The sequence below is a fragment of the Pseudomonas sp. RA_5y_Pfl1_P24 genome (genome assembly GCF_963970945.1).
Lineage (GTDB): Bacteria > Pseudomonadota > Gammaproteobacteria > Pseudomonadales > Pseudomonadaceae > Aquipseudomonas > Aquipseudomonas tritici.
Genome location: NZ_CAXAOJ010000001.1, coordinates 33,847 through 47,055 on the forward strand (window position 1 = coordinate 33,847; position 13,209 = coordinate 47,055).

At 62.2% G+C, this 13,209-nt stretch carries 10 protein-coding genes and 1 pseudogene; 5 read left to right on the forward strand and 6 right to left on the reverse strand.

What is annotated here, in order from left to right; all coding sequences use genetic code 11:
• Window positions 1–31: 31 nt before the first annotated feature.
• Window positions 32–811, reverse strand: a complete 780-nt coding sequence (locus AACY30_RS00185) for an acetoin reductase (RefSeq protein WP_339467229.1) — start codon at window positions 809–811, stop codon at window positions 32–34.
• A 195-nt stretch (window positions 812–1,006) separates the two neighbouring features.
• On the opposite strand from AACY30_RS00185, the gene AACY30_RS00190 reads away from it, so the two are divergent.
• Window positions 1,007–3,151 carry a TonB-dependent siderophore receptor gene (locus tag AACY30_RS00190; protein WP_339539329.1) on the forward strand — a complete coding sequence of 715 codons (2,145 nt, stop codon included), beginning with the start codon at window positions 1,007–1,009 and terminating at the stop codon, window positions 3,149–3,151.
• 4 nt (window positions 3,152–3,155) lie between these two features.
• Here AACY30_RS00190 and AACY30_RS00195 read toward each other — a convergent pair whose 3' ends face one another.
• Together AACY30_RS00195 and AACY30_RS00200 are read right to left on the reverse strand one after the other, a co-directional pair.
• Window positions 3,156–3,593, reverse strand: a complete 438-nt coding sequence (locus AACY30_RS00195) for a carboxymuconolactone decarboxylase family protein (RefSeq protein WP_339539331.1) — start codon at window positions 3,591–3,593, stop codon at window positions 3,156–3,158.
• A 463-nt stretch (window positions 3,594–4,056) separates the two neighbouring features.
• Window positions 4,057–4,965: a LysR family transcriptional regulator gene (locus AACY30_RS00200; protein WP_339420422.1), complete on the reverse strand. Its 909-nt coding sequence runs from the start codon at window positions 4,963–4,965 to the stop codon at window positions 4,057–4,059.
• A 204-nt stretch (window positions 4,966–5,169) separates the two neighbouring features.
• Between AACY30_RS00200 and AACY30_RS00205 the strand changes: the two genes are divergently transcribed.
• Window positions 5,170–5,568 (forward strand): AraC family transcriptional regulator, encoded by a 399-nt coding sequence (locus tag AACY30_RS00205; RefSeq protein WP_339467234.1) that lies wholly within the window; start codon window positions 5,170–5,172, stop codon window positions 5,566–5,568.
• Between the two features lie 56 nt (window positions 5,569–5,624).
• Window positions 5,625–8,387 (forward strand): ATP-binding protein, encoded by a 2,763-nt coding sequence (locus AACY30_RS00210; protein ID WP_339539333.1) that lies wholly within the window; start codon window positions 5,625–5,627, stop codon window positions 8,385–8,387.
• On the opposite strand, the gene AACY30_RS00215 is transcribed toward AACY30_RS00210, so the two are convergent.
• Together AACY30_RS00215 and AACY30_RS00220 are read right to left on the reverse strand one after the other, a co-directional pair.
• Window positions 8,334–9,857 (reverse strand): winged helix-turn-helix domain-containing protein, encoded by a 1,524-nt coding sequence (locus AACY30_RS00215; RefSeq protein ID WP_339428480.1) that lies wholly within the window; start codon window positions 9,855–9,857, stop codon window positions 8,334–8,336. The two genes, AACY30_RS00210 and AACY30_RS00215, sit on opposite strands and share 54 nt — an antisense overlap.
• A 95-nt stretch (window positions 9,858–9,952) precedes the next feature.
• A complete protein-coding gene (locus AACY30_RS00220) occupies window positions 9,953–10,903 on the reverse strand; it encodes a GlxA family transcriptional regulator (RefSeq protein ID WP_339467238.1) in 951 nt (316 codons plus the stop codon).
• Window positions 10,904–11,082: 179 nt separating this feature from the next.
• Here AACY30_RS00220 and AACY30_RS00225 point away from each other — a divergent pair, with 179 nt between their 5' ends.
• Together AACY30_RS00225 and AACY30_RS00230 are read left to right on the forward strand one after the other, a co-directional pair.
• Entirely contained in the window at window positions 11,083–11,805 is a 723-nt protein-coding gene (locus AACY30_RS00225) for a pirin family protein (RefSeq protein ID WP_339457391.1), read from the forward strand.
• 146 nt (window positions 11,806–11,951) lie between these two features.
• Window positions 11,952–12,338 carry a hypothetical protein gene (locus AACY30_RS00230; RefSeq protein ID WP_339539334.1) on the forward strand — a complete coding sequence of 129 codons (387 nt, stop codon included), beginning with the start codon at window positions 11,952–11,954 and terminating at the stop codon, window positions 12,336–12,338.
• 61 nt (window positions 12,339–12,399) lie between these two features.
• On the opposite strand, the pseudogene AACY30_RS00235 reads toward AACY30_RS00230, so the two are convergent.
• Window positions 12,400–12,945, reverse strand: a pseudogene (locus tag AACY30_RS00235) (zinc-binding dehydrogenase); the annotation flags it as partial.
• Window positions 12,946–13,209: the final 264 nt, after the last annotated feature.

Below are 13,209 nucleotides of genomic sequence, written 5' to 3' on the forward strand. Positions count from 1 at the left end.
TTCGCGAGCAAGCCCGCTCCCACATTGGATCTCAGCGGTAGACCAGGCCGCCGTCAATCAGCGGAGCTTGCCCGGTCATATAGTCCGAGTCCGGCCCTGCCAGATAAGACACCAACCCCGCCACATCCTCCGGCGTTTCTGCGCGGCCCAGAGCAATCCCATCCACATACTTTTTGTACGTCGCCCCCACTTCAGCCCCGGTAATCTCGGCCATGCGCTTGTCGATCTCGACCCACATATCGGTACCCACCACACCCGGGCAGTAGGCATTCACCGTGATCCCGGCGCTGGCCAGTTCCTTGGCCGCCGCCTGGGTCAAGGCGCGCACGGCAAATTTGGTCGCCGAGTACACGCCGAGCAGCGCAAAGCCTTCATGGCCTGCGATGGAGCAGGCATTGATGATCTTGCCCTTCTGCCCCAGCGCCTTGAATTTCTTGCCGGCAGCCTGGATACCCCAGAGCACCCCCTGCACGTTGATGCCCAGGGTGCGTTCGACCTGTTCCGGGCTGACATCCAACAGTGAATCGATCTGCGCGACCCCGGCGTTGTTGACGATGATGTCGAAGCCGCCCAGGGTCTGGTGCGCGTGTTCCACCGCCGCCACGACTTGCTCACGCTTGGACACGTCGGCGACAAACACCGAGGCCTTGCGTCCCAACGCCACGATGTCGGCAGCCACCGCTTCGAGCTTGGCGCCATTGATGTCCACCAGGGCGATGTCGGCACCGTCCTGTGCCAGGCGCAGGGCGATGGCCCGGCCAATGCCCTGCCCGGCGCCGGTTACCAACGCAACTTTTCCAGCGATACTCATGGCTATCTCCTGCAAATGATGAGGGAAGCCTTGTCTATCGCAGGTGCACCTTGGCCTGTCGAGGCGCAGAAGGTTCGGCGGGGAGGTTGAGACGGGTTGTCTCAAGCCGCGAACCATTCTCGAAAACTTGTAAAAGTGCGCGGTTATGCCTAGTTTATGCGCCCCCCCCGCCCTGCGCTTTAAGGCCTTGCCCCCATGGTTTTGCGTTTTCGTCCCGTCGTCACCTCACGTTTCGCCCTCGGCTTGCTACTCAGCGGCGGCATCGGTAACAACCTGGCGGCTGAAATTGAACTGCCGGCGGTGAAGGTTCAGGGCCAGGATGAATCCGGCTACCGCAGTGAAACCGCCTCGGTGGGTGGCGTCGATAACGCGCCGCTGCTGGACACTCCGGCGTCGATCAGCGTGATCAACGCCGCCCTGATCAAGGACCAGCAAGCGCGCCTGCTCAGTGAAGTGCTGCGCAACGACGCCTCGGTGGGCGACAGCTATGCGCCCATTGGTTATTACGAAAACTTCGTGGTGCGCGGCTTCTCGCTGAACGCAGCCAGCAGCTACAAGATCAACGGTCGTACCATCACCGGCGAGCAGAACGTCGCCCTGGAAAACAAGCAGCAGGTGGAAGTGCTCAAAGGCCTGGCGGGTCTGCAAAGCGGGATATCCGAGCCGAGCGGCGTGATCAACTACGTGACCAAGCGCCCGGAAGATGTGCGCTCGGTGACCGTCTCCACCGACGATCGCGGCAGCGGCTACATCGCCACCGACGTCGGCGGTTGGTTTGGCAGCGAGCAGCAGTTCGGCCTGCGCGCCAACGTGGCCCATGAAGACCTCAATGCCTATGTCGAACACGCCAATGGCCAGCGCGATTTCGTTTCCTTGGCCTTCGACTGGAACATCAGTCCCGATGCGGTGCTGCAACTGGATGCCGAATACCAGGACAAGCAACAGCGCTCGGTGCCGGGTTACCAGTTGTTGGGCGGCACTGAGGTTCCACACAACGCCTCGCCGAAAAAACTGCTGGGGCACCAAAGCGGGTCCAGGCAGGTGGGCATTGAATCACTGAACCTCAACGGCAAGTTTGAATACCGTTTCAGCGACCAGTGGAAAGGCAGTGTCAGTGCCGCCCGCAGCAAAGTGGTGATCGATGACTACAGTTCGTTTGCCTGGGGTGGCGCCACCCGCGGCGTAGGCAACACCTTTACGCCCGAAGGCAACTACGACATCTACGACTACCGCAGCCCGGACGACACCCGTCGCGACGATGAAGTACAGGCGGCAATGACCGGGCTGTTCGACACCGCCGGCCTGGGCCAAGAACTGACCGTTGGCACCAGCGCTTTTCGCCGCGTGATCGACAAGCGCACGCCAGTCAACGCGTGGATCGGCAGCGGCAACATCAACGCCGACGCGCCGACCTTTACACCGACTGACGTCCCATTGAACGACAGCCATCGCAACCTCGACAGCCGCCAATACGGCCTGTTTGTCAGCGACCGCATTCGCTTCAACGAGCACTGGCAAACCCTTCTCGGCGGCCGTGAAGTGCGCCTGGATGAGCGCGCCTTTGACGATAACGGCAATGAAGCCCGCCACACTCAACGGTATGTGTTCCTGCCACAGGCATCGGTGATCTTCAAGCCGGTGGACAACCTCTCGCTTTACACCCGCTACAGCAAGGGCCTGTCCCTGGGCGGCACCGCCCCCTGGTACGCCAGCAACGCCAATGAAACCCTGGCCCCGACCACCTCACGCCAAATCGAAGCCGGGGTGAAGTACGACTGGCGCCGCATCAGCTTCGCCGCCGCCGTGTTCCAGACCCGCCAGGCCTACCAGTACGCCCAGCCGGACGGGGCAGGCAACTTCACCTATGTGCAGCAAGGCGAGCAGAAGAACACCGGGCTGGAGTTGTCGGCCAACGGCTGGGCCACCGACCGCCTACAGATTGCAACCAGCGTGGCGGCGATTCGTGCGCGGGTCACCGGCAGTGGCACGCCGGAGTACGAAGGTCACCAGGCGATCAACGTGCCCAAGCTGCGTGCCAGCGTGTATGCCGACTATGCCCTGCCGTGGGTGAACGGCCTCGCAGTGCTGGGTGGCGTACAATATAGCGCCAAGAAGTCCGCCAACCGCACCGGCAAGGTGGAAGTGGGCGATTACGCGGTGGTGAATGTGGGTAGCCGCTATACCACCAAGGTGGACGGCTATGAGACGGTGTTCCGCCTGAGCGTCGACAACCTGTTCGACAAGCGCTACTGGCGAGACGCGGGCGAGTACATGGGCGATGACTACCTGTTCCAAGGCGCGCCATTGACGGCGCGCCTGAGTGCCTCGGTCAATTTCTGACGGGTTACTTCGGCATCTTGCGCAAACCTACTGCCAGGCGGCTCCAGCTGTTGATGGTGGCGATGGCCACGCTCAGGTCGACTTGCTCCTGGGCGCTGAATTGGGCGGCCAACGCGTTGAAGTCTTCATCCGGGGCGTGGGTCTGGCTCAGCAGGGTCAAGCTCTTGGCCCAGGCCAGCGCGGCGCACTCACGCGGGGTGAAGAACGGTGTTTCACGCCAGGCCGACACGGTGTACAGGAGACGCTCGGTCTCGCCCCCTTTGCGCGCATCAGCGGTGTGCATGTCGAGGCAGAAGGCACAGCCGTTGATCTGCGAAACACGCAGGCGGATCAGGTCCAGCAATGGCAGCTCGATGGACCGAGTGCCGACGGCGCCTTCCAGGGCGAGCATGGCTTTCATCGCGTCTGGCGAGGCGGTGTAGAAATCGGTGCGGGTTTGCATGGTATTGCTCCGCAACGGTGGGGTTGGTGGCTAGGTTAGTCACCGGGGGGTTGGGGAGGAATATCCAATTTTGGGGAAGAATGGGTGACCAATTTTCTTTGGGATATGAGTACATATCCGTTATTTGAGTAGCGGCTGATATGGGTTCCGCCCTTACGGCGGGTCACTTTTGGAAAAGAGCCCCAAAAGTAACCAAAAGGGCTCTTGCCCCACCACTCGGTGTCTCGCCTAGGCTCGACATGCCCTCACTCCGGCTTGAATCCGTGGGCCGCCGCGATGGGCCATCCTTGGCCCAGCGCGGCGGCCCACGCTCCAAAGCCGGAGTGAGGGCACACCGAGCCTAAGCGAGGTGCCGAGTGTTGGGGCGAGGACCTTTTGGTTACTTTTGGGTCCTTCCAAAAGTGACCCGCCGTAAGGGCGGAACCATAAGCCGCCGTTACCTAAATAACGGATATGTACGCAATCAAACCACCCGAGCCATATGCTCCCCAATCCTCCCCCTCAACCACCGCTCCGCCGGGTCATTGTCATGCACCCCGCTCCACACCATCGACAACTCCGCCGCCTCGATCGCAAACGGCGGATCCTCCGCCCGTAACGCCGTGCCCTCGGTCAACGCACACGCCGCATAATCAGGCACCGTCGCGATAATCTGCGTGCCCGCCAGCAACGCGCGTAACCCGCTGAACTGTGGCACCGCGAGCACCACCCGCCGCGCCCTGCCAATGCGCGCTAGGTCCAGGTCGATATTGCCGCTCAAGTCCCCGGAAAAAGACACCATCGCATGGGGCCGGTCACAGTAGTCATCCAGGGTCAGCGGCTCGGCGCCGTCGTCCCCACGCAGGACCTTGCACGGGATGTCTCGCAGTTTCTTGCGCTTGGCATTCGCCGGCAGTTCGGTGGTGTAGCTCACGCCAACGGATATCTCACCACTGGCCAGCAACGATGACATCAGCAAGTAATTAGCCCGGCGCACCACCACGATGATGCCTGGGGCCTCTTCGCGCAGTTGGCTGAGCAGTGGCGGGAACAGGCCGAACTCGGCGTCGTCGGAAAGGCCGATGCGGAACACCGCACAGCTGGTGGAAGGATCAAAATCCTTGGCACGGCTGACCGCGCCGGAAATGGTGTCCATGGCCGGTTGCAACTCCTTGAGTATCGCCAGCGCACGTGGCGTGGGCTCCATGCCCCGCCCGTTGCGCAGCAGCAACGGGTCGTCGAACAAATCGCGCAGGCGCCCCAGCGCCGCGCTGACCGCGGGTTGGCCCATGAAGAGTTTTTCGGCGACCCGGGTCAGGTTCTTCTCGAACATCAGCGCTTCGAAAATCACCAGCAGGTTCATGTCGACGCGGCGCAGGTCGTTGCGGTTCATGGTGGTATCCAAACGATTGGAAAGCCTACAGATAAACACACGAAGCGCTATTGGGATTGCATGGCTGTGCTGTCTTTTCCAGGCCGATACCTGACGAAATTAACAACGATTAACTCGTCAGCCGGGCGGCCCGGCAACAAGATTAACGGCGTCTACACTGCATCCATTCAACGGGAACGCTCCCATCGACTGCGGATATTTGTCATGGCCCGACTCGAGCAATATGTCCCTCGTTTATCCGCCACCGGTGGCTTATGCCCCCGGCGCGAGCGTATCGCCAAGCAGTTGATCCTGGCCAATCTCGGCGAAAGCCTGGCCATTGCCGACCTGGCCCAGGCCTGTGCGTTGTCGCGCAGCCATTTCTCCCGCGCCTTCAAGTGCACCACCGGGCTGTCGCCGCAGGAGTGGATCCGCCAACAGCGCATCCAGAGAGCCAAGGAATTGATCACCAGTTCCTCCTTGAGCCTCACGCAAATCAGCCTGGAGTGCGGGTTTTGCGACCAGGCGCACTTCTGCCATATGTTCACCCGCAGCGAGGGCGTCAACCCGATGACCTGGCGAAATCACCACTCGCGCCCCAAGCCTCAAGTGATCGCGGCCTAGTGGTCTGTACGGACCTGGAATATGCTGGCCGCTCCCCCTCCCGAGCATGGCCACCGATGAGTGACCTCAGCGATCAGGCCGTGCATTTCGGCCCTTACCGCATCCACCCGCGCCAACGCCTGGTGCTGGAGGCGGGTCGCCCGTTGCGCCTGGGACGGCGGGCAGTGGATATCCTGCTGATCCTGCTGGAGCAGGCCGGCAATGTGGTGAGCAAGCAGGAACTGATCGCCCGGGTCTGGCCGAAAAGCGTGGTGGAGGACGGCAACCTGCGCGTGCACATGGCGGCGTTGCGCAAGGCCTTGGGCGACGGCCAGGCCGGGCAGCGCTATATCGTCACTGTGGCCCAGCGCGGCTACAGTTTTGTTGCGCCACTGAGCATCGAACCGATGACGCTACCCACCGACGGCGCTCCCCAAAGCCCGTGCCACAACCTGCCCTTGCGCCGCACCCGGATGATCGGCCGCCATGCCCTGATCGATAGCCTGGTGCAACAACTGCCCGAACAACGCTTCATCACCCTGACCGGCACCGGCGGTATCGGCAAGACCACTGTCGCCTTGCGCGTGGCGGAATTGCTGATCGGACATTACCGCGATGGTATTCGCTTGCTCGACCTGGCGCCGCTGAGCGCGCCGTCGATGATCCTGCCCAATCTCGCCGTCCTGCTCGACCTGACCCACGTCGAGCACGAACCATTGGCCACGTTCGCCCGCAGTTTGCAGGAGCGCCAGTTGCTGCTGGTGATCGACAACTGCGAACACCTGCTCGATGACATCGCCCTGATCAGCGAAACCTTGCTGCGCCACGCGCCCAGGCTGAACATCCTGGCCACCAGCCGCGAGGCATTGCGCGCCGAGGGCGAGTACGTGCAGCGTCTGGAACCCCTGGCCTGCCCGCCTGCCACCGGTAACCGCGCCCAGGCGCTGGGCTACCCGGCCCTGCAATTGTTGATCGAGCGGGCCATGTCCCATCAGGACAGTTTTGAACTGAGTGAAACCGAACTGCCGCTGGCGATTGATATCTGTCAGCGTCTGGACGGCATCCCCCTGCCGATCGAACTGGTGGCGGCGCAAATCGAACGCTTCGGCCTGCCCGGGCTACTGGTGCAGATGGAAGACAACTTCCGCCTGCTCACCCGTGGCCGACGCAGTGCGCTGCCGCGGCATCAGACCCTGCGCGCCACGCTGGACTGGAGCTTTGACCTGCTGACCGCCTGCGAGCAAGTCTGCCTGCGGCGCCTGGCAGTGTTCCGGGGTGGGTTCAGCCTGGCGAGCGCCGCGGCGGTGATTGCCGGGGAACAGGTGGCGCCGGCTGAGGTGCTGGGCTCGATCACGCAATTGGTGGCCAAATCCTTGCTCAATGTGGAGGCCGGTGATGACGAGATGGGCTATCGCCTGCTGGACATCACGCGCACCTACGCCCTGGAAAAACTCAGCGTTGCCCATGAGCTCGACGCCACGCGCGAGCGCCATGCAGCGCGCTGCCTGGCACTGATGGAACAGGCGCGCGGCGATTGGGAGCTGATCGCGACCCAGCCCTGGATCGACCGCTATGCGCCGCTGCGCGAAGACGTCCGCGCCGCGCTCGACTGGGGGCTCGCACCGGACGGTGAAAACCTGCTGGCTATCCGCTTGACGGTCAGCGCAATGCCGCTCTGGCAAGAGTTATCGTTGCTCCGGGAACACGGTTTGTATGTGGGCAAGGCGCTGGCATTGATTGAGCAGGTCCGTACACCCCGCACTCAGTTGAAGATGCAACTGCAATTGGCGCTGGGCAGCCTGTCTTACCACGCCATGGGGGCTGCTCCCCAGACCATCGCGGCCTTTGTCGGGGCTCAACGCCTGGCTGAGGAGCGCCAGGATGTCGCTGGCCAAATGCGCGCCATCTCCGGGCAAATGGCGGTGAACCTGTGCGCAGGCCGCTATCGCCAGGCGCTGGCGCAGAGCATGCAATTTGATCGCCTCGACCCACGCACCGACCCGCTGCTGGGCTTGAGCGCCCAACGCCTGCGGGTACTGGCGCAGCACTACAACGGCAATCAGGCACTCGCCCGGCATAACGCCGAACAATTGATCCAACGCATGGCGCACAGCGGCCACCTCAACCGGTTCGCCCACGCGATTGGCGTGCAATACGAGCAAAACGTTGCCTCCCTGACTGTATTAGCGCGAATCCTCTGGTTGCAAGGTTTCCCCGAGCAAGCCTGGCGTACCGCCAGCCAAGCGTTGGAACTGGCGCTGCAAATCAATCATGGCACCTCCATCTGCTACACCCTGGCCCTGGCAGGCGTGATGATCGCCCGCTACAACGGTGAAGAGGACAACGCCCAGACGCTGCAGGCACTGTTGCAGGAACACGCGCACAAGCATTCGGTGCAACTGTTCCAGACTTGGGCGGGGCACTACGCCGGCATCCTCGGGCATAAAAAATGGCAAGGCTTGGGGCTGATCGAGGACATCCTGATCACGCTGGGTGCACACTCGGTCGATGAGCCTGCCTTCGAACGTGCACGCACAGGCAGCGCGGGCTGGTGCGCGCCGGAAATTCTGCGAGTACGCGCCGACAGCATGGCGGATACCCACGCGGCCGAAGCACTGCTGCACGATGCTCTGGCGATGGCGCACCAGCAAGGCGCGCTCGCCTGGGAGCTGCGTTGCGCGACATCATTGGCGCAGCTGTGGCTGCCCCAAGGTCGCGAGCAAGCTGCGCGCGACCTGTTGAGTTCAATCTACGCGCGATTCACCGAAGGCTTCGCCACCCAGGACCTAGTTCGCGTACGCAGCCTGCTCGACGAGCTTGAGGACAAACGGCCGGCCTGAAAACGGTCCCAGGTAATGTCCATAACCCTGCTGCAAACGCGTCACCTGCTCCGGATCGCGCAGTTGTGCCAAGGCATAGCTGCCCACGCAATTGAGCAGACGGTAACGCGGCTTGCCGGGGCCGGGTTCGAGGGTCAGCAACGACATGCCGACAAGACGCCCCAGCAGGTAGGACAGATCGGCGTGTTCCAGCTCGGTGCCGGCGACCAGTTCACTCAAGGTGGGCAAGGTCACCGCCATCTTGAACAACCCCAATTGCAGGAACAGCCAGCGCTCCGGCAGGCTGAGGCGCTCGCAGGTCCAGTCGAGGGCGGCGGTCAGGGATTGGTGACGTTCCACTGCCGTACGGCGGCCGCGGGTCAGCACTTGCAAGCCCCTGCACAGTTGCTGCTGCAGACCGCGCACACCCAGGGCGTCCACTTGAGCGGCTGCCAGTTCCAGGGCCAGGGGAATGCCATCCAGGCGTCGGCAGATATCCCGCAGCGGCACCAGGTCCTGGGGCCGCAACACAAAGCCCTGTTGACTGGCACGCCCGCGGGCGACGAACAACTGCACGGCCGGGTAGGCCATCGCCTGTTCAACACTGCTCAGTGCCGACGGTGCAGGCACCGCCAACCGGGGCACGCGTTGCACCCATTCGCCGTGAACTTGCAGGGCCTCACGGCTACTCACCAGCACACTGACTTGAGGCGCTGTTTCGCGTAGCACCCGCACCAGGTGACGGCACGCGCCGAGCAAAAGGTCGGCGCCGTCGAGCACCAGCAACAACTGGCGGGAGGTCAATTGACGGCTCAACTCGGTAGCGCTGGCGCCCGTTTCAAGGTTCAGCGCGGTGGCCAGGTGGCGCAGCATACTCATCGGCGCTTCCACAGTGGCCAGATCGACCCACCACACACCGTCCCGATAGCGCGGCAATACACGTTCGGCCAGCGCCAGGGCCACGGTGCTCTTGCCTACGCCGGCGCACCCGGTGAGGGTCATCAGGCGCTGCCCCGACAGGCGCCGCACCAGCACACCCAACAGTTCATCGCAGCCAATCACAGGGCTGAGCCGTGCCGCCAGATTGTGCCGGGGCAGCACGGCGTGTACCGCGCCCTGTACAGGTGCTGCGAAACAGTAGCCGCGCTGCGGGTCGTTGAGAATGAAGCGTTGCCCATCGAGGGCGCGACGCAGTGCGGCGATGTGCACGCGCAAGTTGTTTTCTTCCACCACGCTCTTCGGCCAGACCCGCTCGATCAGGGTGGCCTTGCTGATGTACTGCCCCGGCGCCTCGAGCAGCGCCGTGAGGATATCCAGCGCGCGTCCGCCCAGAGGCACCGGCCAGCCAGCCTTGCTGACCAACCGCTGTTGCCGGTGAAAGACATAGGCGCCGAAGCGGACCGTGCCATCAGCGTCAATCGCCAGAGGATTATTCATGTGGGTAATCGCGCTGAAACACCCGGCCTTGGGCGTTTGCGCATCCTTTTCCATGGGCTTGACGCTATCTTGCCAGTTGGCGATGACAGGACAATGCTGGAACGGGGAGCGACACGGACAATCGAGTGCGCGAGACGGACATTCTGCCGTTAACTGAACTGCTGTCGGTATTGGGTCGGGTTGAGGCCCAGTTTCTCACTGAACAAAAAGCGCATATGCCGCACGCTGCCAAAGCCTGCGTGGAAAGCCACGGTCTTGAGCGGCAGATCGGTGGATTCCAGCAACTGCCGGGCGCGGTCGATGCGTGCACCTTGCAGGAACGCCATGGGCGTCATCTGCACATCCTTGGCAAACACCCGCGCAAAATGGCGTGCGCTCATGCCGGCCAGCTCGGCCATGGACTCGATGGTGAAGGGTTGCTCCAAATGCTCCAGGACATGGTTCTGCACGCGGGTAATCGCAGTTTCCTGGGGCGCAACCGCTGCTGTCATCGGGCTGAACTGTGCTTGGCCGCCCTGGCGCTTCATTACCACCAGCAGCACCTTGGCCACGTCCACCGCGACTTGCTTGCCATGGTCCTGGGCGACCACCGACAGCGCCAAGTCGATACCGGCCGTGACGCCACCCGAGGTCATCAAGCGCCCGTCCTGCAAGTAGATTCGATCCGTCTCGACAATCGCCTTGGGGAACGCCCTGATCAGCCGTTCGGTGTAGTGCCAATGGGTCGTCACACGGTGCTCGTCAAGCAGGCCTGCATGCCCCAGCACGAACGCCCCGGTGCATATCGAGCCGAAGCGCCGCGCCCTCGGGGCAGCTGCCTTGAGCCACCGCAACAGCGCGGGGTGGCATTCGTTATAGGCACCGGGCCCGCCGGGCACCAGCAGCAGATCGTAGGCATCCTGGGCCTGATCCAGCAGCAGATCGGTCTGCACCATCACGCCGTTGGAAGCACGCAGCGGGCCGGGCTCGGTGCCGATGGTGAGGATCTGGTAGTGCGCCGCTACCGGCAGGTAGCGGTTGGCAATGGAGAACACTTCGAGCGGTCCGGCCATGTCGAGCAGGAGAAAGTCCGGAAACAGCGCCATGGCCACGGTTTTCATTTGGGAAAAGATCCATCAAAAAGGAAACGGCGGACATTATGCCATGCCTGCAACTGTCAACTGATAAGAGACAGTTATTCAGAATTCACCTTCTTAATCAATAAGCTAGTAACCATTAATCTCTTTCTCAACGACGGAGCCCTGCATGTCGCAGCCCGCTCCCACTTGAGGACAAGACCATGCTGACCCTTCGCAAAGCTTCCGAACGCGGCGCCGCCAATCACGGTTGGTTGAAGTCGTTCCACACCTTCTCGTTCGCCAGCTACTGGAACCCGAATGAACAAGGGTTTTCCGACCTGCTGGTGATCAACGATGACCGCGTCGCCGCTGGCAAAGGCTTCGGCCAGCACCCACACCGCGACATGGAGATTTTCTCCTACGTGCTCGAGGGCGCCCTGGAACACAAGGACACTCTGGGCACCGGCTCGGTGATCCGCCCTGGCGATGTGCAACTGATGAGCGCCGGCAGCGGCGTGGCCCACAGCGAGTTCAACCACAGCCAAAGCCGTGGCGTGCACTTCCTGCAAATCTGGATCGTGCCCGCCGTGGCCGGTGCCGAGCCGCGCTACCAGCAGGAGCACTTCAGCGAGGCGCAGAAACGTGGGCGTCTGCAACTGATCATCTCGCCAGAGGGCAACGACGGCTCCCTCAGCGTGCGCCAGGACGCACGGGTGTATGCCGGGCTGTTCAACGGTGACGAAGCCGCAACTCTGGACCTGCCGCCGGATCGCCACGTGTACATCCATGTGGCCCGGGGCAGCGTTGAAGTGAACGGCCAGCGCTTGCAGGAAGGCGATGGCGCTCGGGTACGGGATGAGCGGCAGCTGCGCCTGAGCCAGGGTGAAGACGCCGAGGTGCTGGTGTTCGACCTGCGCCCCCAGGAATTGCCGCAGATGCCATGACCGGCCCCGCGATGGCCCGCCAACACGAGCCATCGCTGGCGTCGATAGTCACCATCAGCCCAATGAAGTTCTCTTAAAAAATGCAACGCGTACCATCAAACCCATACCAGGCAACACCCAAACTAAAACACTCGGAGCACACCATCATGAAACGCCAAATCTTGCTTAGCCTCGCTTTCTCGGTACTTGCTGCAAACGCATTTGCTCACCCCGTGGTGGCTGAAGGCGGTTCGGATCGCCTGATCGAAAGTCGTGTTGCAGAGGGTGGTTCGGACCGCCTGCTGGAACGCCGTGTCGCCGAAGGCGGTTCTGATCGCCTGCAAGAACGCGGTCTGGCTGAAGGCGGTGCTGATCGTCTGCAAGAACGCGGTCTGGCTGAAGGCGGTGCTGATCGTCTGCAAGAGCGCGGTCTGGCTGAAGGCGGTGCTGATCGTCTGCAAGAACGCGGTCTGGCTGAAGGCGGTGCTGATCGTCTGCAAGAACGCGGTCTGGCTGAAGGCGGTGCTGATCGTCTGCAAGGCAACAACGCTTAACCTCCCGCTGCTTGCGGGAACCCCAAACCGGCCTGATCAGCCGGTTTTTTTTCGCCCGCTATTAATGCAACTCACGGTCCACCCACAGCACCGCCTTGCCGACCTGTTGCCGCGCTTCGATGCGTTCGTGCACCTGCTGCAAGGTCTCCAGCGTGTAATGCCCCTCGATATCCACCGTCAAAGCCCCTTTGAGCATCGCCGCAAAGACCGCATTGGCACGTCGTTGCACGGTGGCGCCATCGGCCATGTGGTCGGCCAGCCGTGGCCGCGTCAAAAATAAAGACCCGGCCTCGCCCAGTTCAATCGGGTCCAGGTCCGTCAGCGAGCCCGAAACATTGCCGTAGTTGACGATCAAGCCACGTGTGCGGCAGGCGCGAAAACTGTCGCGCAAGGTGCTTTTGCCGAGGGAATCGAAGACCACATCAACGCCCTTCCCGTCTGTTGCCCGCAACACATGGTCGGCGAATCGGCCGTTGTCGCACTGCCACGCCTGGTGGGCGCCACGTTCACGCGCAATCGCGCATTTTTCAACGGTGCTGCCGGTGGCCAACACTGTAGCGCCCAAGTGCCGGGCCATCTGCACCAACAACTGGCCGACGTTGCCGGCTAACGTGCCGGCATGACCGCGGAGCCCCGCAACCGATGAGTTCGCCGAAGCGTAGCTGGCTTAATCCAACCCCACCCCCTCCCACTTGCGATGCAAGGGTTTACCCGATTCCACCAAAAAAACGTTTGGTCTAAAATACTTATCGAGCATTAAGAATTTGCACTAGCATATGTGTACGTTCGTACAAACACCCTCGCAATAGCCGCGCAACACCCCCTCCCTCTCTGAAAAACAAAGTGGCGAATGTTAAAATTTGTCACGTTT

Bases quoted from the DNA above. Each gene is read 5' to 3' on its own strand.
- AACY30_RS00210 (WP_339539333.1), top strand. From the start codon at position 5,625: ATGAGTGACCTCAGCGATCAGGCCGTGCATTTCGGCCCTTACCGCATC.
- AACY30_RS00220 (WP_339467238.1), bottom strand. From the start codon at position 10,903: ATGAAAACCGTGGCCATGGCGCTGTTTCCGGACTTTCTCCTGCTCGAC.
- AACY30_RS00190 (WP_339539329.1), top strand. From the start codon at position 1,007: ATGGTTTTGCGTTTTCGTCCCGTCGTCACCTCACGTTTCGCCCTCGGC.
- AACY30_RS00225 (WP_339457391.1), top strand. From the start codon at position 11,083: ATGCTGACCCTTCGCAAAGCTTCCGAACGCGGCGCCGCCAATCACGGT.
- AACY30_RS00200 (WP_339420422.1), bottom strand. From the start codon at position 4,965: ATGAACCGCAACGACCTGCGCCGCGTCGACATGAACCTGCTGGTGATT.
- AACY30_RS00205 (WP_339467234.1), top strand. From the start codon at position 5,170: ATGGCCCGACTCGAGCAATATGTCCCTCGTTTATCCGCCACCGGTGGC.
- AACY30_RS00215 (WP_339428480.1), bottom strand. From the start codon at position 9,857: ATGGAAAAGGATGCGCAAACGCCCAAGGCCGGGTGTTTCAGCGCGATT.
- AACY30_RS00195 (WP_339539331.1), bottom strand. From the start codon at position 3,593: ATGCAAACCCGCACCGATTTCTACACCGCCTCGCCAGACGCGATGAAA.
- AACY30_RS00185 (WP_339467229.1), bottom strand. From the start codon at position 811: ATGAGTATCGCTGGAAAAGTTGCGTTGGTAACCGGCGCCGGGCAGGGC.
- AACY30_RS00230 (WP_339539334.1), top strand. From the start codon at position 11,952: ATGAAACGCCAAATCTTGCTTAGCCTCGCTTTCTCGGTACTTGCTGCA.